The 21,957-nt window shown below is 35.5% G+C and carries 17 protein-coding genes, 1 tRNA gene and 1 pseudogene; 12 read left to right on the forward strand and 7 right to left on the reverse strand.

Annotated elements, in window-relative coordinates; genetic code table 11:
- Positions 1-213: 213 nt before the first annotated feature.
- From B0I10_RS07210 to B0I10_RS07230, 3 genes are all read right to left on the reverse strand, one after another.
- Positions 214-287 (reverse strand) — tRNA-Asn (locus B0I10_RS07210).
- Positions 288-768: 481 nt separating this feature from the next.
- Entirely contained in the window at positions 769-2,091 is a 1,323-nt protein-coding gene (gene rseP / locus B0I10_RS07225; protein ID WP_112085839.1) for an RIP metalloprotease RseP, read from the reverse strand.
- Between the two features lie 78 nt (positions 2,092-2,169).
- Positions 2,170-4,122 carry a M1 family aminopeptidase gene (locus B0I10_RS07230; protein ID WP_112086007.1) on the reverse strand — a complete coding sequence of 651 codons (1,953 nt, stop codon included), beginning with the start codon at positions 4,120-4,122 and terminating at the stop codon, positions 2,170-2,172.
- A 159-nt stretch (positions 4,123-4,281) separates the two neighbouring features.
- On the opposite strand from B0I10_RS07230, the gene serS reads away from it, so the two are divergent.
- The 6 genes from serS (at position 4,282) to proC (ending at position 11,035) form a co-directional block, all read left to right on the forward strand.
- Complete coding sequence (gene serS / locus B0I10_RS07235) at positions 4,282-5,553, forward strand: serine--tRNA ligase (protein ID WP_112085840.1); 1,272 nt, start codon at positions 4,282-4,284, stop codon at positions 5,551-5,553.
- 75 nt (positions 5,554-5,628) lie between these two features.
- A complete protein-coding gene (locus B0I10_RS07240; RefSeq protein ID WP_112085841.1) occupies positions 5,629-7,407 on the forward strand; it encodes a tetratricopeptide repeat protein in 1,779 nt (592 codons plus the stop codon).
- 66 nt (positions 7,408-7,473) lie between these two features.
- Entirely contained in the window at positions 7,474-7,803 is a 330-nt protein-coding gene (locus tag B0I10_RS07245) for a DUF4286 family protein (RefSeq protein ID WP_112085842.1), read from the forward strand.
- A 44-nt stretch (positions 7,804-7,847) separates the two neighbouring features.
- Positions 7,848-8,627 carry a 16S rRNA (adenine(1518)-N(6)/adenine(1519)-N(6))-dimethyltransferase RsmA gene (gene rsmA, locus B0I10_RS07250; RefSeq protein ID WP_112085843.1) on the forward strand — a complete coding sequence of 260 codons (780 nt, stop codon included), beginning with the start codon at positions 7,848-7,850 and terminating at the stop codon, positions 8,625-8,627.
- Positions 8,617-9,969 carry a magnesium transporter gene (gene mgtE / locus B0I10_RS07255; RefSeq protein ID WP_112085844.1) on the forward strand — a complete coding sequence of 451 codons (1,353 nt, stop codon included), beginning with the start codon at positions 8,617-8,619 and terminating at the stop codon, positions 9,967-9,969. The genes rsmA and mgtE overlap by 11 nt, the downstream gene beginning before the upstream one ends.
- 289 nt (positions 9,970-10,258) lie before the next feature.
- On the forward strand, positions 10,259-11,035 hold the full coding sequence (proC, locus tag B0I10_RS07265; RefSeq protein ID WP_112085846.1) for a pyrroline-5-carboxylate reductase: 777 nt from the start codon (positions 10,259-10,261) through the stop codon (positions 11,033-11,035).
- Between the two features lie 3 nt (positions 11,036-11,038).
- Here proC and B0I10_RS07270 read toward each other — a convergent pair whose 3' ends face one another.
- Positions 11,039-11,737 carry a hypothetical protein gene (locus B0I10_RS07270; protein ID WP_146740322.1) on the reverse strand — a complete coding sequence of 233 codons (699 nt, stop codon included), beginning with the start codon at positions 11,735-11,737 and terminating at the stop codon, positions 11,039-11,041.
- A 68-nt stretch (positions 11,738-11,805) separates the two neighbouring features.
- On the opposite strand from B0I10_RS07270, the pseudogene B0I10_RS07275 reads away from it, so the two are divergent.
- The 3 genes and pseudogenes from B0I10_RS07275 to B0I10_RS07280 form a co-directional block, all read left to right on the forward strand.
- Positions 11,806-12,750: pseudogene (locus B0I10_RS07275) on the forward strand (2-hydroxyacid dehydrogenase); the annotation flags it as partial.
- A gap of 42 nt (positions 12,751-12,792) precedes the next feature.
- Positions 12,793-13,158 (forward strand): VOC family protein, encoded by a 366-nt coding sequence (locus B0I10_RS15905; RefSeq protein WP_394336183.1) that lies wholly within the window; start codon positions 12,793-12,795, stop codon positions 13,156-13,158.
- 46 nt (positions 13,159-13,204) lie between these two features.
- Complete coding sequence (locus B0I10_RS07280; RefSeq protein ID WP_112085849.1) at positions 13,205-13,492, forward strand: TM2 domain-containing protein; 288 nt, start codon at positions 13,205-13,207, stop codon at positions 13,490-13,492.
- Positions 13,493-13,522: 30 nt separating this feature from the next.
- On the opposite strand, the gene B0I10_RS07285 is transcribed toward B0I10_RS07280, so the two are convergent.
- Positions 13,523-13,876 (reverse strand): DUF805 domain-containing protein, encoded by a 354-nt coding sequence (locus B0I10_RS07285; protein WP_112085850.1) that lies wholly within the window; start codon positions 13,874-13,876, stop codon positions 13,523-13,525.
- Positions 13,877-13,914: 38 nt separating this feature from the next.
- Complete coding sequence (locus B0I10_RS07290; RefSeq protein WP_112085851.1) at positions 13,915-15,711, reverse strand: GNAT family N-acyltransferase; 1,797 nt, start codon at positions 15,709-15,711, stop codon at positions 13,915-13,917.
- 179 nt (positions 15,712-15,890) lie between these two features.
- Here B0I10_RS07290 and B0I10_RS07295 point away from each other — a divergent pair, with 179 nt between their 5' ends.
- Entirely contained in the window at positions 15,891-16,652 is a 762-nt protein-coding gene (locus tag B0I10_RS07295; protein ID WP_112085852.1) for an exodeoxyribonuclease III, read from the forward strand.
- Between the two features lie 24 nt (positions 16,653-16,676).
- Positions 16,677-17,642, forward strand: a complete 966-nt coding sequence (locus B0I10_RS07300) for an OmpA/MotB family protein (protein ID WP_112085853.1) — start codon at positions 16,677-16,679, stop codon at positions 17,640-17,642.
- Positions 17,643-17,798: 156 nt separating this feature from the next.
- Here the strand turns inward: B0I10_RS07300 and B0I10_RS07305 are convergent, their stop codons facing one another.
- Positions 17,799-18,350: a hypothetical protein gene (locus tag B0I10_RS07305; RefSeq protein WP_112085854.1), complete on the reverse strand. Its 552-nt coding sequence runs from the start codon at positions 18,348-18,350 to the stop codon at positions 17,799-17,801.
- Positions 18,351-18,777: 427 nt separating this feature from the next.
- Here B0I10_RS07305 and B0I10_RS07310 point away from each other — a divergent pair, with 427 nt between their 5' ends.
- Positions 18,778-21,957, forward strand: a complete 3,180-nt coding sequence (locus B0I10_RS07310; protein WP_146740323.1) for an AsmA-like C-terminal region-containing protein — start codon at positions 18,778-18,780, stop codon at positions 21,955-21,957.

The following is a 21,957-nucleotide window of genomic DNA, read 5'->3' on the forward strand; positions in this document are numbered from 1 at the left end:
ACAAATCATTCTCCGATATTCTTCAGAAAATAAATGTCTAGTTTGTGTTGTAAATAGTTTTTGATTTGATTTCATAAGTTACACTTTTGTGTAAACCTATTTTAGGACAAGACAAACAGTCAGATTCATCTTTATATAATATATGAAAACACACTTTAACAATGAGGAAAGTGTATAAACAAAAAAAGCCTGACATTTCTGTCAAGCTTTTTGCTCCCCCTCTTGGGCTCGAACCAAGGACCCTCTGATTAACAGTCAGATGCTCTAACCAACTGAGCTAAGGAGGAATAACCTTATAGGTTACTATATTTTCAACATTTTAATTTTAGAACTTAAACTTCTTAGCTCGAACCAATCCCGATAGTTATCGGGACTCAGATTAACAGTCAGATGCTCTAACCAACTGAGCTAAGGAGGAATAACCTTATAGGTTACTATATTTTCAACATTTTAATTTTAGAACTTAAACTTCTTAGCTCGAACCAATCCCGATAGTTATCGGGACTCAGATTAACAGTCAGATGCTCTAACCAACTGAGCTAAGGAGGAATAACCTTATAGGTTACTATATTTTCAACATTTTAATTTTAGAACTTAAACTTCTTAGCTCGAACCAATCCCGATAGCTATCGGGACTCAGATTAACAGTCAAATGCTCTAACCAACTGAGCTAAGGAGGAAGGTATATAACCTTTTTTGCGAGTGCAAATATAAAGCGAAAAATGATTTATCCAAACAAAATGTACACTTTTTTACACTTTTATTTTATTATTTTCCGGTGACCAAATGCCAGATGTCGTTACCAAACACTAATGCCATCAATGTCAGCAAAATAACAACACCAATCGTTTGAGCCACTTCTAATGTTTTTTCGGTTGGTTTTTTACGGGTAACCATTTCAATCAGAATAAAGACAGCATGACCACCATCTAATCCCGGAATCGGTAACACATTTAAAAAAGCCAACCAAACTGAAAACATCGCTGTAAACGACCAGAAAAATGTCCAATCCCACGTTGGTTTAAAGATTTTAAACATTCGCAACGGACCACTGACTTGTTTGTAGGCCTCGGTTTTGGTATTAAAAATAACTTTAAATTGTTTAATTTGTCCGGTTAAAGTTGTAATCGTTTTATTAAAACCCGCCGGAATAGATTGTGCAAACGAAACTTCTTTGGTTACATACGCATTTTCTAACGTGGTAAAACGATTCAAGAAGCCAAGTTTTCCTTCTTCCGTTGTTTTAGTTTTAAGAACGAGTGTTTCGTTTCCTCTGATGACTTTTAGATTAACCGAATCGTTTTTATGTAGAGCGATAACCGTATTGTACTCATCAAAATAAGCAACATTTTTGTCATTCACACCGATAATTTTATCACCTTTTTTCAATCCGGCAAGATCGGCTTGCATTCCGGGAACTATCGAATCAACTACCGTTTCTTCACGAGCAGACAGAAAGTTCTTTCCTGCTCTTTTAATTACGTCACGTTTGCCTTCGTCAGACAAATCAAACGTTACTTCTTTTCCATCTCTAAGCACCGTAATATCATCACCAAATAAGATTTCCAAAGGTAATTGCTCAAATTTGGCTTGTGATTTTCCATCCACTTTTAAAATTTGATCCCCGTTTTTTAATCCTAAAATTGTTCCAACCGAGTCGACTGCAATACCGTGTGTGATTTTTGAATTATCAATGAAATTATCTCCGTGATTGATGAACAGACAGGCATAAATTATCCAAGCTAAAAAGAAATTTACGATTACACCACCCATGATGATGATTAAACGTTGCCAGGCCGGTTTGCTGCGGTATTCCCATGGTTGAGGTTCTTGTTTCAATTGTTCCTTGTCCATGCTTTCGTCAATCATTCCGGCAATTTTTACATAACCGCCCATTGGAAGCCATCCAATTCCGTATTCGGTTTCACCGATTTTTTTCTTTACCAACGAAAACCAAGGGTTAAAGAAAAGATAGAATTTTTCAATTTTTGTTTTAAAGTATTTTGCCGGTAAAAAATGTCCTAGTTCGTGCAATATTACCAAAAAAGAAAGACACAAAATTAATTGTGCTATTTGAATTAATGTTTCCATTGATGTGTTTTAAATTTCAAAATCGAGCACAAAAGTAAGGTTTTCACTTTACAATTGAATTGATTTTGTTGAAAGGCATTAGTTTTTTATCAATTTTTTATGAAAAGTCCCTTCGGAAGTAGTAATTGCAAGATAATAAACACCGTTAGATAATGACGATACATTCAACAACGGATTTGTAGTTTCCAAAACAAGTTGCCCTAGGTTAGAATACACTTGAATGTTTTCAAGATTGATGTTTTGAGGATAGTCCACTTTCAAAACTGCCTTCGTTGGATTTGGAAGAAGTTGAATTACATTGGCCACATCAATCGCATTTAAACCCAACGTAGCACTATTATTTCTTGCTATGATATGTCTATTGGGGTCAACATCAACATCCGTCACGATAAATGGAACATTAACGATAAATTGTTGACCATTTGTCGTGTGTTCCAACACCACATCTAACACCTGATTTCCTGATCCATAAAGTCGAATTTCAACAGGCATTTCAAAAAAACTCACACTGGAATGCGATTGACTTTGATTTATCCTAACAGAAGCTTGACCATTGCCGATATTACTTGCCGTGACAGTATAAGTTGGATGTCCTTGCCCGTATACCCAATCTTCAAAAAACTCCGTTAAATCCATTCCGGAAGTGGCTTCCAAGTGCATCTGTAGATCGTCTGTCACCGCATAACCAAACGCTAACAACGGATCGGCTAAGAAGTTTCTTAACCCTTGATAGAAATTTTCATCACCAATTTTCCAACGCAACATGTGCGACACCATGGCTCCTTTTTGATAACTCAAACGGTTGTTGAAAATTCGGTTAACACTTGTTGCTTCCGTGGCCGTTAAGTAAACTGCACCATTGTTAGAGGAAGTGATGTTGTTAATTAAACTGTTTTTCCAATTGACAAAACTGATTGGGCCATCAAAATTTTCGACAACTAATCCGGATAAATAGGTGGCTAAGCCTTCGTTTAACCAAATGTCTTTCCAAGTTCCGCACGTTACTTTATTGCCAAACCATTGGTGAGCCAACTCGTGGGCAATCAAACTTCGTCCAAAACTCCCCATAAAAGATACGGTAGTGTGTTCCATTCCGCCACCCATATTGGTTTGGGCATGGCCATATTTTTCATTGGCATAAGGATAGGGTTCAAACAATTCTTCAAATAAATCCATAATGGGAATTGTAACGGCTAAACTATTTTGTGCCGAAGTTAAATTCTCAGGATAAACATAATTCACAATTGGAAATTCATTGGGTGCCGTTCCTGCTTGTTGCGTAAAAACAGTGTAATTGGTCACTGCAATGGCTATCAAATAGGCCGGAATAAGGTAGTTGTGTTGAAAATGTGTAGTTTTTGTTCCATTCGCATTGTTAACCACACTTTGTTGTACACCATTGGCAACACTCACATACTGTGACGGGGCTGTAATAAATATATCAATGTTGTCAATTTTGTCGTTCAAATCTTGCTTGCAAGGCCACCAATCTCTTGCTGCAAAGGGCTGCGATAATGTCCACAAAACGGGAACACCGCCATGCGTACCAATTGAAAATCCTTGTTCAGTGGTGTTTGGTGCACCTGCATAACTAACAGAAATCGAATTAGTTGTTCCCGACAGAATAGTATTTTGGAAATCAATAATTAACTCTTTAGTTGCGGAATTATGTTCAAAATCTAACGATTGTCCGTTCATCATGACTGAACCTACTGTGATTCTGTTATTGAAATATGGATTGTTTGTATTGGTAATTCTCCCTAAATCAAACGTAATCGAATTCATGTTTTCCAACGCAACAAAATCGGTTGTCACATTTCCGCTGATAAAATAAACAGCAGGATTTACTTCAAATTCCAAACGATGGTAAATCACATCATAATTGGCGGTGTTTGGATTGGCTTGAATATCGAAAAGAGAGGATGAGGATTTTAATTCCGCTTCAGCAATTTCATTAATTTCGCTCAAATACTCTTGTGCAGTAATCGAAAAACTTGCAAAAAGCAAGAGATATAGTAGTATTTTATTCATTTTATTTAAAAATTGATTGCCAAATGTAGAAAATTGTATTGATTTATCATATTTCTTTCCGTTTTTTAGCATTTGTTTAAACGTATTTCATTTTTAAAATCCGTTCTTTTCGTTCCAAAACATTTATGTACATTTGCTTTCGCAAAAAAAACAATTAGTATGTTACAATTAGCTGTTATTCGTGAGAATAAGGAAAAAGTGATTAAAGCGTTGGCTAAAAGAAATTTAGACGCTAACAATTTAGTTGAAACGGTTTTAGATCTAGATGAAAAAAGAAGAGCTACGCAGGTAGAATTAGACAATATTTTGGCCGAATCCAATCTTCTTTCGAAAGAAATTGGCGAAATGATGAAATCGGGCGAAAAAGCAAAAGCTGAAATCGTCAAGAAAAAAACAGCTCAATTAAAAGAGAAAAGTAAAGATTTATCGGAAAAATTGGAAGGATATACCACCGCTCTTTCCGAAGAATTATATAAAATTCCAAACACGCCGGCGGACATCGTTCCCGAAGGAAAAACACCTGACGATAACGTAACGGTTCATCAAGAAGGAGCTATTCCGGTTTTGCACGAAGGTGCTTTGCCGCATTGGGATTTGGTCAAAAAATATGATATCATCGACTTTGAATTAGGTGTAAAAATCACGGGAGCAGGTTTTCCGGTTTACAAAGGAAAAGGAGCTAGACTTCAACGTGCGTTAATTGCTTATTTTTTAGATAAAAACACAGCAGCCGGTTACCAAGAATACCAAGTTCCACATTTGGTAAACGAAGCATCGGGTTTTGGAACAGGTCAGTTGCCTGATAAAGAAGGACAAATGTACCATGCAGGGGTTGATGATTTATATTTAATTCCAACTGCCGAAGTTCCGGTTACCAATTTGTTTCGCGATGTGATTTTGAACGAAAATGAATTGCCGATTTTGTGTACGGCATACACCCCTTGTTTCCGTAGAGAAGCGGGTTCGTATGGTGCTCACGTGCGTGGATTAAACCGTTTGCATCAATTTGACAAAGTTGAAATCGTACGCATTGAGCATCCGGACAATTCGTATGCCGCTTTGGATGGAATGGTAGAACATGTGAAAACCTTATTGCAAGAATTGAAATTGCCGTATCGAATTTTGCGTTTGTGTGGCGGTGATATGGGTTTTACTTCTTCGTTAACGTATGATTTTGAAGTGTTTTCAACCGCTCAAGACCGTTGGTTGGAAATTAGTTCGGTATCTAATTTTGAAACCTTTCAAGCCAATCGTTTGAAGTTGCGTTTTAGAGATAAAGACGGAAAAAACCAATTGGCACACACGTTAAACGGAAGTTCATTGGCTTTGCCAAGAGTATTGGCCGGAATCATAGAGAATTATCAAACTCCGGAAGGAATTGTGATTCCTGAAGTATTGCGTCCGTACACCGGATTTGACCTAATCAACTAAAAAAGTTAATCTTTATACAATCAATGTACTAATTGGCCAAAAAAAGCTATTTTAGTACATTGTTTTTTAAACGCTATGCACAAATTTATTATTCTACTCTTTTTGGTTTACTCGTCAATTGTTTCCTCACAAAATGAACAGTTGGCTCAACATTACTATGAGCGTGGTGAATTTGAAAAAGCATTGTTGAGTTACCAAGATTTATTGAAAAGTCAAGTTTCAAACGGCGTTTATTTTCTTCGTGTGATTGATTGTTATCAACAACTGCTTCAGTTTGATAAGGCAGAAACAGCACTTCAGGAACGATTGACCAAATTTAAAATGGCCAATTTGTATGTGGAATTGGGATACAATTATCAGTTGCAAAAGAATCAAGAAAAAGCCGATTTAAATTATAACACAGCGATTGAAAAAATAAGCGAAAACACTTCTAATGTGTATGGAATAGCCTCTTCTTTTGAAAAGAAAGTATTGTTAGAGTATGCCTTGAAAGCGTATCAAAAAGCCATTTCGTTGGATCCAAGATACAAATTTAATTATCAAATGGCTCAGCTTTACGGGCAAATGGGCAAACAAGATTTGATGATTGAGAAGTATTTGGAAGAAATGTATGAAAATCCGCAAAACAGTGTCATGGTTCAAAATCAATTGACCCGATTTATGAACGATGAAGCGGGAGATTCTTTTAATGAAACCCTTCGAAAAGCTTTGTTGGTCAGAGTTCAAAAAAACCAAGATTTGTTTTGGAATCAAATGTTAAGCTGGTTTTTCGTACAACAAAAAGAGTACGGAAAAGCCTTCATTCAAGAAAAAGCTATTTACAAAAGAGAACCGGATTCTTTTTCTAACATTGTCAATTTAGCTGAGTTAGCTATTGAAGAGAATGAAGATGAAATTGCTAGTGAAATCCTGACTTTTATATTACAAAACACCCAAGATTTAGATTTGCAGATTTTTGCCCAAGAGTATTTAATGCGAATTAAAATTGAGAAAGCCAAAAAAGCGGACTATTCTAAAATTGAATCAGAGATAGAACTTTTATTGAAACAATACGGCGTTAGTCCGTATTCATTGGATTTGCAGCGTTTACAAGCAGAATTTTTAGCGTTCTATCAAAACAATCCCGAAAAAGGAAAGTTAGTTTTGGAAAAAGCGATGCAGTTGCCGTTGAATAAATTTCAATTAGCTGAAGCTAAAATGGAATTGGCGGATATTTTGTTGTACGAAGAAAAATTCAATCAAGCCTTATTGTATTATTCACAAATTGAAGAAGATTTAAAGAACGACGTATTGGGTCACGAAGCCAGTTTGAAAGCCGCCAAAACCAGTTATTTTAAAGCTGATTTTGATTGGGCGTTAACGCAACTGAAAGTTTTAAAATCGGCTTCCACGCAACTTATTGCTAATGATGCGTTGGAATTATTTCTACTAATCAACGACAACACCGTAGCCGATTCGACACGAACCGCTTTAAAGAAATTTTCCAAAGGTGATTTTTACCTATATCAAAACAAAAACCAAGAAGCGTTAACACAATTTCAACAAATTTTAAAAGACCATAAAGGGGAAGAAATTGAAGATGAAACGATTCTGCGAATGGGGCAAACCTATCAAGAATTAAACGATTATAACAACGCTTTGTCGTTTTACCAACAAATCATAGACAATCATCCGGAAAGCATTTACCGCGATGAAGCTTTGTTTTTCTCTGCCGAAATCTATAACAAACACCTCAATCAACCCGAAAAAGCAAAACCACTATACGAAGCCGTTCTATTTAATCACCAGGACAGCATTCATTTTGTGGAAGCTCGAAAGAATTTCAGGCAGCTTCGTGGTGATTCAAATTTATAATATAAAGTTTCTTCAGCCGTCATCTTTCGTATGAATAATAGCTGAAGATTTTCTTAAAAATAATCTATGATTTTATACAACGTAACCATCAACATCGAACAAAGCGTCCACGACCAATGGCTTCATTGGATGCAATCTAAACACATTCAAGACGTTTTAGCCACTGGAAAATTCACTTCTGCCCGAATGGTAAAAGTATTAGTGGAAGAAGAAGGCAGTACGACCTATTCTATTCAATATACCGCAGAAAACAAAGAAAAATTAGACCGCTATTACCTCGAAGATGCTCCGCGATTACGTCAAGAAGGACTCGCTCTTTTTGCGGATAAGATGCTCGCCTTTCGCACAGAATTGCAAGTGATCAGCGAACATTTCCCAACATCTACCTTACAGTAACCTCAGAACCTTAGTACCTTAGTACCTTAGAACCTTAGCTTAAAATGGAAAAAGTAAAAGCAAAAAAACACCTCGGACAACATTTTCTCAACGATGAAAACATCGCTCAAAAAATAGCTGATTCACTTTCCCTCGACGGGTATCAAAACATTTTGGAAATTGGCCCGGGAATGGGAGTACTCACCAAATATTTGCTTGAAAAACCGATTACTACGTATGTGATTGAGATTGATACCGAATCGGTGACGTATTTGCAAAACCATTACCCAAAATTAGACGGAAAAATCATTTCAAAAGATTTTTTAAAATACAATCTATCCGAAGTTTTAGGAACTGAACCCTTTGCTATTATTGGAAATTTTCCCTACAACATTTCTACCCAAATAGTTTTTAAAACGTTAGAACTAAGAAACCAAATTCCTGAATTTTCCGGCATGTTTCAAAAAGAAGTTGCTGAACGTATTTGTGAAAAAAAAGGAACAAAAGCCTACGGAATTCTGTCCGTTTTAACCCAAGCATTTTATGAGGCAGAATATCTTTTTACGGTTTCTGAGCATGTTTTTATTCCGCCTCCAAAAGTGAAATCGGGTGTTTTGCGTTTAAAACGAAAAGAAAACTATCATTTGCCTTGTGACGAAAAATTATTTTTTACGGTGGTAAAAACTGCTTTTAACCAACGTAGAAAAACACTTCGTAACAGTTTAAAAACATACCAACTGTCTGATAATTTAAAAGAAGATAGTATCTTTGACCTCAGACCGGAGCAACTTTCGGTTGAACAATTTATTGATCTCACGCAAAAAATAGCCGCCGATGGAGTTTAAAATCAGCAGAGAATTTCTCAGTCAAATTGAGCAATTAATTAAGGAAAATAAGGAGCAGGAACTACACGACTTGCTGCACGAAATCCACTATGCTGATATTGCCGAAATCATGGAAGAACTCGATGATTACGGAGCTATTTATATTTTTAATACGTTAGATTCTGAAAAAACATCCGAAATTCTTCTCGAATTAGACGAAGAAGTCCGTGTAAAAATCCTTCGTAAACTTACGCCAAAAGAAATTGCCGAGGAGTTAGACGAACTTTCAACTGATGATGCTGCCGACATTATTGCCGAACTTCCACAAGAGCGAAAAGAACAAGTAATTTCAGAGCTGGAAGATGTTGAACACGCCAAAGACATTGTCGATTTGTTGCGTTACGACGAAGATTCCGCCGGAGGTTTAATGGGAAAAGAGCTCGTGAAAGTGAACGAAAATTGGAATGTACTCACGTGTGTGAAAGAAATGCGAATTCAAGCCGAAAACGTTTCTCGAGTTCATTCGATTTACGTTGTAGATGACGAAAATCGTCTCAAAGGCAGATTATCGCTTAAAGATTTATTAACCACATCAACTAAAACGCCCATTAGCGAGGTTTATATTCCAAAAGTAGATTCTGTAAAAGTCGATACCAAAGACGTTGAAGTGGCCCGAATCATGCAAAAATATGACTTAGAAGCCATTCCGGTTGTAGATGAATTAGGACGATTGGTAGGCCGAATTACCATTGACGATATCATCGACGTGATCAAAGAAGAAGCCGACAAAGATTACCAATTGGCTGCCGGTATCTCGCAAGATGTTGAGGCGGATGATAGCATTCTAGAACTTACCAAAGCTCGACTTCCTTGGCTCGTTTTGGCACTTTTAGGCGGATTCATCGCCGTAAAAGTATCCGGACAATTTGAAGGAGCCATGGAGGAATATGGTGTTTTGTTCTTTTTTACACCACTTATCGCCGCAATGGCCGGGAATGTGGGTGTTCAATCCTCTGCGATTATCGTGCAAGGTTTAGCTAACAACACGTTGGGCGGAACCATTTGGCAACGCCTTTATAAAGAAATGCGGTTGAGTCTTTTCAACGGTCTCATTCTCTCCGTCATTCTTCTTCTCGGGAGTCATTTTTTACTCGGAGTAGAATACATTATCGGCATCACTGTCGCCATCGCACTCATTTCCGTAATCGTAATCGCATCCCTCATCGGAACATTTGTGCCCATCACATTAAACAAATACGGCATCGATCCCGCACTTGCCACCGGACCGTTTATTACCACCAGCAACGACATTTTCGGAATTTTAATCTATTTTTCCATTGCAAAAGCCATCTTGGGTTTTTAAAAAGGGAAAAAACATGAACACAGATTAAAGAAATTTAAAAAATCTGAAAAAACAATCTGATTTTAGCAGATTAAAATTTGTATTTTTAGGGTGCCAAAACCTGCTATCCGCCGCCATCTTTTTCAGTCAGGCTTGTTTTTGTAAGCTCAAAATCCCGATAGCTATCGGGACCTTTGGTCGCTTTTTTTGAGCAACAAAAACTAAGCCCGCCTTTCAAAAGGATTCCTGCCTGCCGGCGGGCAAGGTCCGCTACTATCAGGGGCACAAACCGTAAATCAATCCATAAACCATGAACATTCATATCATCGGAGGAGGTAACTTAGGGGTTGCCATTGCAGTAGGATTAGCCAATTATTCCAAAGGAAATCACATCACGATTACCCGAAGAAATACAGCTCAAATTCAGCATTTATCTCAAAACGGAATCATCGTTTCTTCCAACAACATTGAAAACATCGATCAAGCCGATTTGATTATACTTACTATCAAACCCTATCAAATCGACACGGTTTTAAACGAAATTCTACCTCATATTTCCAACAAAATTATCGCTTCTGCAGTCAGTGGCGTTTCGTTGGAAACCTTACAACAAAAAGCAATAGGAGCACATCCTATCGTTCGAATCATGCCCAATATTGCGGCACAATTTGCCGAAAGTGCCACTTGTATTTCGTTTTCAGAACAAAACAAAGAAGCGGGTGAACACGTTGTTTCCCTATTTAACTACCTTGGCACCGCTATCGTCATTGAAGAAAAATTGATGGATGCTGCCACGGTTCTTGGTGCGTGCGGAACTGCGTATGCGTTGCGATACATCCGTGCTTCCATGCAAGCCGGTATTGAAATCGGTTTTGATGCTCAAACGGCTTTAGCCATCGCTTCCCAAACTGCCAAAGGTGCAGCCAAAATGGCTTTGGAAGAAAAAATTCATCCTGAACAATTAATTGACCGAGTTACTACGCCACAAGGGTGCACCATTGTTGGCTTAAATGAAATGGAACATCGCGGGTTTAGTTCGGCGTTGATTCGGGGGATCAAAACGTCGTTGCAGAAGATTAAGGAGTAAAATTTAAATCTTAGTATAATCACATTCATCCGGAACAGTAAAATAACGATCAATTTTAACCGCATTTTCCAATTGCATTTTAAAGGTAATCTCCCCTTTATAATTTTCATGATAAATAATGAAGGGTTTACCATTTGGAATGTTTCGCTCTTTTTTCCATTCTTCATAACAAGTAGGTTCGATAAAAAAAGGGGAAAAGTCAGGGCTATTCTTATCAACGATATAATGAATGGAAACAATTTTTTTCCTTTTTTGGTATTTTAAACCGCGATTGGTTTTTATGGTATAATGATAGTAGGATGTATTGTTAACCAAAGTATCACTCAAATTGATAAATTCATAATTATCCACTTGAAATTTATAAGGGTTTGATGATCTTCGAACACTTTCACATTCATTGTTGATGGTTTCAGCTTTAGAAAACAGATTTTTATCAACTGATGAATTGACGAATAAACCTTCTTTGTCGCTAAAAAACAGATTATAATTCTTTCCTCCATCTTCGTTTATAAACAAAATAAAATTGTTCTCCTTAGCATTAACTATGTAAAACCGAGTTGAATCTTTTTTGATTTTTTGATTTTTAATTTTGTGTGTATTGATTTTTATTTCAAACTCCAAAGCATAATCCAGATGATATTTCTTTTGAGCAAACCCCATTTGACTCAGAGCAATTAAGAAACAAACTAAAAAGTTTTTCATGACTTTGTTTGGATTAGAATTTAAATTCAAAAAGATTACCTTATTTTTGATTATAAATTTATAAAAAATTGAACACAAAAAATATAAAAATCCTTCACCTCGATTCCAATCATCCGCTTTTGTGGGAGCAATTGGAAAAGTTAGGTTTTGAAAATCACCAAGATTATACTTCTTCCAAAGAAGAAATTGAAGCCAAAATTTACGATTATCAAGGCATCGTGATTCGTAGCCGCTTTAAAATTAATCAAACTTTTTTAGATAAAGCTACCAATTTGCAATTTATTGCTAGAGTAGGAGCGGGCTTGGAAAGTATTGACTGTGAATACGCTATTTCAAAAAATATCCATCTTATTGCCGCTCCCGAGGGCAACAGTAATGCGGTGGGCGAACACGCAGTGGGAATGTTGCTTTCGCTCATGAATAAGTTGAACCAAGCCAATCAATCCGTAAAAAACGGAAACTGGCTTCGCGAAGGGCATCGTGGTCATGAATTGGAAGGAAAAACCGTCGGCATCATCGGTTATGGAAACATGGGAAAATCATTCGCTAAAAAGTTGAAAGGATTTGATGTAAAAGTGCTTTGTTGTGATATTCTTCCCAACGTTGGTGACCAAAACGCCAAACAAGTTACGCTTGAAGAACTGCAACAAAAAACAGACGTGCTGTCGCTTCATATTCCTTGGACACCCGAAACGGATAAAATGGTGAATGAACAATTTATCAATGCATTTGTCAAACCGTTTTGGTTTATTAATACAGCCAGAGGAAAATCGGTTATAACAGCTGATTTGGTTAAAGCCCTTCAATCCGGAAAAATTTTAGGAGCGGGGTTAGATGTGCTGGAATACGAAAAGCTCTCTTTCGAAAAATTATTCGAAGGAGAAAAACCGGAAGCGTTCACCTATTTATTAGAAGCTGAAAACGTTTTGCTTTCGCCACACATTGCCGGTTGGACGTTTGAAAGTCATCAAAAATTAGCGCAAGTGATCGTCGATAAAATCAAAAAAATCTATTTCCCAATAGATGAAACGGCGGAACTAAAAAGAGTAACCGGAATTGGCGGCTTCTTTTTTAAAGCAAACGATTCCAAAAGATTAGTGGAATGGTATGGGAAACATTTAGGGTTAAAAACTGATCAATACGGCTCTACTTTTTGGTGGAAAGATAAAGAAGGTAATGATTGTTCAACCCAATGGTCGCCGTTCGCAGCAGACACAACCTATTTTTCTCCATCCGAAAAACAATTTATGCAAAATTTCCGTGTAGAAAATTTAGAAGCACTTTTAGAAAAATTAAAACAAGAAGGTGTTACAATTGTTGGTGATTTTGAGACTTATGATTATGGAAAGTTTGGATGGATTTTAGACCCCGAAGGAAATAAAATTGAACTTTGGGAGCCAATTGATAGTGCATTTCAATAATTTTTATATTTTTATACTTATTTTTAACTTAATCAATCAAAATTTTATGGAGACAACACGACCAACAGAAGACTGGAATAACCCAAATCCAAATGTTCCAAAGGAGGAAAACAAAAAAATTTTAGCAGGTGTTTTGGCCCTGTTACTGGGAAGTATAGGCGTTCATAAATTTATTTTGGGCTATACTAAAGAAGGGATTATTCAGATTATACTTTCGGTTGTTACATGTGGAATTGCGGGTATTGTTCCTTTCATAGAGGGAATAATCTACCTAACTAAATCAGATGAAGAGTTTTACAATACGTATCAATTAAACAAAAGAGCTTGGTTTTAAGTTAAAAAAAAGTCCCTACAGGGACTTTTTTTATTCTTGACCAATCTCATTAATTTCAAGATTCGTATTTTTTGGATCAGAACCATATTTATTTTGACCATAATCACCTTCTGTACAAGCTAAGATAAAACTGTAAATTGGAATTAAAAGATACCAACCACTTTTTCCAACATCATGCATTCTTCTTACTCCAACAGATATAGATGGAATTAAAACTGCTAAAATATAAATAGTGTTAAGAAAAACTGTTTCTAAATAAACATCAACAAAGATGAGGAAATAATAGAAAATCAAATGAAATAATGTGAACATCCAATATTCTTTTCTTCTAGCCCTACCGTTAAAAACAGCATACTTTTTTAATACTTCTAAATAATACTTCATACTTTTTTTGGTTTTTGGTTAATATAAATTGGTTAGTTTTATCCTTTATCTTTTTTTTCCAATTCGGCTTGAAATTCTTCCATCACCGGCTTCACAGTACTTTCCGGAATATCGGAAATTCGAATGTACATTAATCCATCCACGGCATTGTTAAATAGCGGGTCCACGTTAAACGCCACCACACGAGCATTTTGTTTGATGTATTTTTTAATCAAAACCGGTAAACGCAAATTGCCCGGTTCTACTTCGTCAATAATTTTATCAAATTTATTCAAATCGGCTTCCGTTTCATTGAATACAAAATCCTTGTCGGCATCTTTCAGTTTCACTTTATATTCTTTTTTCGGATGAATGTATTGCGCAATGTACGGATCATAATAATGTGATTTCATAAACTCAATCATCAACGATTTCGAGAAGTCTGAAAATTGATTACTGATACTCACGCCGCCAATCAAAAATTTGTGTTCCGGGTAGCGAAGCGTGGTGTGCACAATTCCTTTCCATAACAAAAATAATGGCATTGGTTTTTGTTGATAGGCTTCGATAATGAATGCGCGACCCATTTCGATGGATTTGCTCATCATATCATATAGCTCCGGTTCAAAACGGAATAATTCATGTAAATAGAATCCGTCTATACCATATTTTGCATAAATCTTTGAGCCAAATCCCATTCGATACGCTCCGGCAATCATTTGAGCATCATCATCCCATAAAAACATATGGTGATAGTATTTGTCGTATTGGTCTAAATCGAGCGATTCATTCGTTCCTTCGCCAATGGCTCTAAACGTAATTTCACGCAACCGACCAATTTCATGTAAAATATTGGGAATTTGATCGGCGGTTACCAAGTAAACCTGGTAGTTCTTACTTTGCAACAATCGGCATTCGCTATTGCTTTTGATAACAGCCATTTCTTCCAGAATTTTATCTTGATTGGCTGGTTTGGCAATTTCTTTTGGGCTTTTTGGAAATTTTAAATTTGGTGCAGCCAATAGTTTGTTGCCTTTTTGAAAAGCATTGGCCAACATATAGGTTTTCTTGCGTAAAAATTCAGAATACGCATCCAAATTTTCATACTCATTTTGTTCGGCAACAGAAATTGGTTTTCCAATACGAACTTTTATCACACGTTTTTTCTGCGTTAATAATTCTGATGGTAATTTTGCTGTTCTTAACGTATCACTTAAACTTGACAAAAAGTAAAACAACCGACTGTTTTTTGCATGAAAATAAATTGGCACAACCGGTACTTGGGCTTTTCGAATGACTTTGATCGCTCCTTCCTCCCAAGGTTTATCCACCATTAAAACACCATCTTTGTAGGTAGAAACTTCTCCAGCCGGAAACATTCCGAGTGGTTTTCCATCGCTCAAATGACGAAGCGTTTCTTTGATTCCGACTACACTTGACTTCGCATCTTTGTGATTTTCAAACGGATTTACCGGCATAATATACGGTTTCATCGGTTCGATTCGATGCAATAAAAAATTGGCAATGATTTTGAAATTGGGTTCGCGTTCCAGCATTAATTTCAACAATAAAATACCGTCAATACCACCCAGCGGATGATTGGACACGGTGATGTATGGTCCTTCTTTTGGGAGGCGTTTTAAATCTTCTTCGGGGATTTCAAACTTAATAGAATACTCATCTAAAATAGCATTTAAAAAAGGCAGGTCAGACAAATGCTTATGCCGATTGTATACTTTGTTAAGCATCGAAATCCTTAACACTTTCATTAATAGCCATCCAATAAAAGTGCCAATAAAGCCGTATTTATCAACATTTATTGCTTTGGCAACTTCTTTCGCGGTAACTAAACCCATTCGTTATTTATTGTTTGTTTGGTTTTTGAGCAAGTAACAAATATAGTAATTCTAATAGAATCAATTTCAGAAAATTTTACTAATACCAAAAGTTGTTAAACATTTATTATATTATGCGGAAAGGGTTTTAAAACTCATCGTTTTTTCCCTATTTTTGAAAAACTTTAGATTAGAAATTAATGAAGATTATTTCCTATAATGTAAACGGAATTCGGGCCGCCATCACCAAAGGGTTTTTAGATTGGCTCCAACAAGCAAATCCTGATGTTATCTGTTTACAAGAAATAAAAGCGACTGAAGATCAAATTCCTACAGCAGCTATTGCCGAAGCGGGTTATCCTTATCAATATTATTTTTCGGCTCAAAAGAAAGGGTACAGCGGTGTAGCCATTCTTTCTAAAACAGAACCAAAAAATGTAGTTTTTGGCACCGGAATTCCTGAAATGGATTTTGAAGGTAGAAATTTAAGAGCCGATTTTGACGATTTCTCAGTCATGAGTTTATACCTTCCATCGGGGACAAACATTGATAGATTGGAGCATAAATTCAAATTTATGGATGATTTTCAAGTGTATATTAATGCACTGAAAGTTGACATTCCAAACTTAATTATTGGTGGAGACTATAATATTTGTCACGAAGCGATTGATATTCATGACCCGATTAGGAACGCAACTGTTTCCGGATTTTTGCCGTCTGAACGAAAATGGATTGATGGTTTTATGAAAAGCGGATTCATTGACAGTTTTCGTCATTTTAACAAAGAACCACACCAGTATTCGTGGTGGAGTTACCGTGCCAATGCTCGAAATAACAACAAAGGTTGGCGTATTGATTATCACTTGGTGAGCGAGCCCCTGCGAGACCGGTTAAAAAGAGCAGTCATTCTTCCGGAAGCCAAACATTCCGATCATTGCCCGATTTTAGTAGAAATTGATTAACAAAAACCTCAAATAAATAACAAAATGATTAAAAAAGTTTCATTACTCTTATTAGTTGCAGCCTTGTCTGCCTCATGTGTTTCCAAAAAAGTGTTCAATGAATTGGAAGGAAAATATGCCACTTTAAAAAAACAACAGCGTGAATTATCGGATGAAAATCACGACTTGGAAAAAACAAAAAATCAATTAGAAAATGATTTAAAATTAAATCAAGATGAATTAGCAAAAGTGAAGGCCGAACGCGATAAACTGCAAAATGATTACACGGCTGCTTCCAATAATTTAAAAACATTGCAATCGTCTTATAATGCATTAGAAAAAAATTCGGATGAGGCGTTGCAAGCCAACATGAAGAAAAACAGAGAGTTATTGGCTCAATTGGATGCCAAAGAAAAAGCCTTGGCCGCTGAGCAAGAGCGTTTGAATAAATTGCAAGCCGATTTAAAAGACCGTTCGCAACGGGTAACCGATTTAGAAAACATGATTTCTGCCAAAGAAGAAAACATGCGAAAATTAAAAGAAACCCTTTCTAAAGCCTTGAATAGTTTTGAAGGGAAAGGCCTTACTGTGGAACAAAAAAACGGTAAAGTCTATGTTTCAATGGAAAACAAATTACTCTTCCAAACCGGAAGTTGGGCCGTTGGAACCGAAGGAAAAAGAGCTGTTGTTGAAGTGGGTAAAGTACTCGCTCAAAACCCAGATATCACCGTTTTAATTGAAGGTCATACCGACAATGATAAAATTTTAGGTTCTATTGGTGGCGGAATTGAAAACAATTGGGATTTATCAACCAAAAGAGCAACTGCCATTGTGAACATTTTAGCCGAAAACAAAGGAATTCAGAAAGAAAACCTAACCGCTGCCGGTCGTGGCGAATTTGCTCCGCTAGCAACAAATGAAACAGCCGAAGGCAAAGCTAAAAACCGTAGAATAGAAATTATTTTGACTCCGAAATTGGATGAAATTTCTAAAATGTTGAATGATTTGTAGGGAGGGGCTGAGTTGCTGAGTTACTGAGAGGCTGAGGGGCTGAGTTTAACATAGCTCACTTTGAATATAATATTTAATTTTAGCTCACTGAAACGCTCAGTCAATTGCTGATTGAAAAAAGAAAACAGGCTCTACAACTTGTAAAGCCTGTTTTTTTTAATATTTTAATTCAGAAATTAATATAGTTTTGTATGTATCACAATCTAAATTGTCTCTTTTTTCAGGATCTATTATGCACTTTGGATCTTTAGAGCATCCCCAATTTCTTTGGTTGTCAAACACAAAAACTTCAGGATAGCAATCACTCTTGCCTACGCAAATAAGATAGGTTTGTTCAAACGAATCATTTTGATTGGTTTTGTTGTTAAAATACAATGCGTCTCCAATTAAATTAAGCCATCTTGCAATTCTAACTTTAGAATGATTATCTCTTATTAAAACAAAATAATATTCTTCTTGCAAATCTCCTAAGGTTTTTTGTTTTACTATTTCAACACTATTAAAATGGATAGGTTTGTCAAATGAAATATTTTCTTTTAATTTTTCTTTTAAAAGAGTTGTGTCTTGAATAATCTTTAATTCACCATTTATAATTTTCGCAAATGGTATTTCTAACCCAATATCTTCGTTATGATTTTTAAAAAACGAATAATACGAGCTGAGGATAACAAAAAGGGCGAATGAAATTTTAACACTTTTAATAACCATAAGATTATGTTTTATGTTTGGTATGGTCTTAATTCTATTGCTTTAAATAGGAAAAAAACAAAAAAATAAAGTGCTAAATTACGTTAAAAGTTATAAATTAAACAATAATTTTGTGAGATAAAATGTAGAACAGAGTTTTTTAGTAATATTTTGATAGGTACCTATTTACAGAAACAGAATCAATTTCAATTAAGTTGGATGAGCAATAGAAAGACAAGAGAAATTAAATGAGCGTATTTTGAAAAAAAAGCTTAACATAATAAAGATCAATCGTTAAGTTAAAGTTGCTGCCGAGTTTAATTATTTACAAACTAAATTTAAACCAAAAATAATCTTGACAAAAGCCAAAATAAAAAAATGGAAAAAAGTGCTAGCGGGGTTTTTACTAATCCCTCTGCTTTTTTTTGCCATTATATCAGTAGTTTTAGTGACAAAAAAAGATACACTAGTTGCCGAATTATTAGAAACACTAAACGAAGATTTTAAAGGCGAAATTAGCATAAAAAGTACAAAAATTTCTCCGTTCGAAAATTTTCCATACATCTCGATTGACTTACAGGGACTTAAAGTTTTTGAAACAAAAGACAACACCATTCAACCGATTATTAGTTTGGAAGATGTGTATGTTGGTTTTGATTTATGGACTATTCTGGAAGGAAAATATGATGTAAAAACCATTAAGTTAAAAGGTGGTTTTATCCATGTTGTTCAAGAATTAGACAATTCCTATAACCTTGTCAAAGCGTTTGAATCGCAAAAAGAGATTGACGATTTGGAAGAAGAATTTCATTTAGACCTACAAAAAATTCTTTTGGATAAAGTTGAGATTACCAAAACAAACAAAACGGATAGTGTTTCCATTTATGCTAAATTGGACAAAGCAGTTGTTCAATTTGAAAAAAATCCAACACATATTAATATGGGTTTGGATGCCGATTTCAGGCTCAATATTCTCAAACACAACGACACCACATTTTTCAAAAACAAACATTTTGACGTTAAAACGTCCTTCACTTTTAACAAAGATGATCACAAAATTAAATTTGCCCCTTCAGAAATTCAATTTGAAAATGGCTTGTTTGGTATGGAAGGCGAAATTGATTTTGATGATGATTTTGATGTAAATTTAACATTTGACGGTAAAAAACCCAATTTCGATTTGTTGATAGCGTTCGCTCCAACCGATTTAGCAGAAACCTTAAATACCTACGACAACAGAGGTGATATTTATTTTGAAGCTTCTGTCAAAGGTAAATCCATCAACGGACACAACCCCGCTGTTGAAGCAAAATTTGGTTGCAAATCCGGTTTTTTTGACAATAAAGAAACCAATAAAAAATTAGATCAACTATTTTTTAATGCTTACTTCAGCAATGGAGAAACACAGAATCTATCGTCCAGTATTTTTAAATTAACCGATTTTACAGCCAAACCCGAAGCCGGAATTTTTAAAGCAAACCTTATCGTAAAAAACTTCCTTTCGCCGGAAATTGACATGAAAATTGACTCCGATTTTGATTTGGATTTTCTTACTAAATTCTTCAATTTAAAAGATTTAAGCAATTTGACCGGGAAAGTAGACTTAGCGATGAATTTTCACGACATCATCGATTTGGCTCATCCCGAAAGAAGTTTGGAGAAACTAAATCAAGCTTATTATTCTGAATTGGTAATTTCAAATTTAAACTTTAAATCAGACAGTTATCATCTTTCCATTCGTGATTTAAACCTAAAAGCGACGATGGATGGTAATGATATTATGATGGATTATTGTCGACTAAAAGTAGGTAATTCCGATTTGTCTTTGTCCGGTTTTATCAGCAACATTCCTGCAATTCTTCACAAAACCAATGATGAAGTAAAGGCGAACGTGCAAATTGAATCGAAGCAATTTGACATTAAACAATTGACTTCTTTTGACACCACTAAACTAAAGCCCATTGATGAAAACATCAAAAATCTGCGTTTAGGGTTGCGGTTTCAAGGTGAAGCCAATACCTTTATTCAATCTAAATCGCTTCCGTTGGGTAACTTTTTCATCGAAGATTTTTACGGGAAATTGAGCCATTACCCACATACTTTTCACGACTTTGATGCAAAAGTTTTTATTCATGACAATCATATCAACATTAAAAACTTTGATGGAATGATTGATGATACAGATTTTCATCTCACCGGATCGGTAGAAAACTACAATCTTTGGTTGGCCGATGAAAAAATTGGCGATACCAAATTTGAATTTGATTTAACCTCCAATTTACTCAAATTAAAAGACCTCTTTTCATACAAAGGAGAAAATCATGTCCCCGTAGATTATCGTCAAGAAGAAATTAGGGACTTGAAAATTCACGGAACGCTTGCTCTTCATTATGACAAGGTTTTAAAATCAACCGACCTTGATTTGCAACAATTCAAAGGGAATTTGAAAAAACACCCCATAAAATTGGAGTACGGCAAGGGAAATCTTCATTTTGAAAAGGATCTGCTTACTTTCAATCAATTGAATGCCAAAATTGGTTCGAGCGATTTTGGGTTAAACGGCACTTATTATATTGGATCAAATCCGGAACTTAAAAAAAAGGATGCGTTGATAAAATTCAAATCAAACAACCTTGATTTTGACGAATTGTTTAGTTATTCGCCAACTAATCCAAGTAACGGAAAATCTATTGATCACGATGATGTGTTTAATATTTTTGAAATTCCGTTTCGAAACATGAAAATTCAAACCGACATCAAAAAACTCAATTATCACCGCTATCAAATTGCCAATTTAAAAGGAGATCTTAGGCTTCAAGAGAACCACATGGTTTTTCTGGATAATCTTCAATTAAATGCTGCCGGAGGAATTGTTGACTTAAAAGGTTATTTTAATGGTTCCAATCCAAAACACATTTATTTTAGTCCCGATTTAAAAATTCAAAAAGTAAATTTAGATGAAGTACTTTTTAAATTTGATAATTTTGGTCAAGATCAGTTAGTTTCTGAAAATTTACACGGCATTTTTACCGGAAGAATTACCGGAAAAATATTGATGCATACCGATCTTACTCCTATTATTAACGAATCAGATTTATCGATTGATGTTTCGGTGGTGAATGGAAGACTCGAAAAATTTGGTCCGATGGATGCTTTGTCCGACTTTTTTAAAGATAAAAACCTTTCAAAAGTTCTATTTGATAAATTAGAAAATCGCCTACAAGTAAAAAACGGAACGATGGTTTTACCGAATATGCTTATCAATTCTTCACTTGGATTTATTGAAGTTTCCGGCAAACAAGATGCCGATTTGACTATGGAATATTACGTTCGTGTTCCGTTGAAATTGGTTACTAAAGTTGCTTCTCAAAAATTATTTGGCAAGAAAAAAGAAGAAATTGATCCCGATCAAGAAGACCAAATAATCTACAAAGACCCAACTAAAAAAGTGAGTTATGTGAACTTAAAAATTTCAGGAACGCCTTCTAACTATAAAATTTCTTTGCAAAAAAACAAGGAGTTAAAACAAGGAAAAGGATTTGAAAAAGACGAATCATTTTTATTCGAATCTTTGGAAACCGATAGTTTACATGTTCAGGAACAGGATTCACTAAATTCGTCACACTAA

Source organism: Flavobacterium lacus (genome assembly GCF_003268815.1).
In the GTDB taxonomy this organism is placed as follows: Bacteria; Bacteroidota; Bacteroidia; order Flavobacteriales; family Flavobacteriaceae; genus Flavobacterium; species Flavobacterium lacus.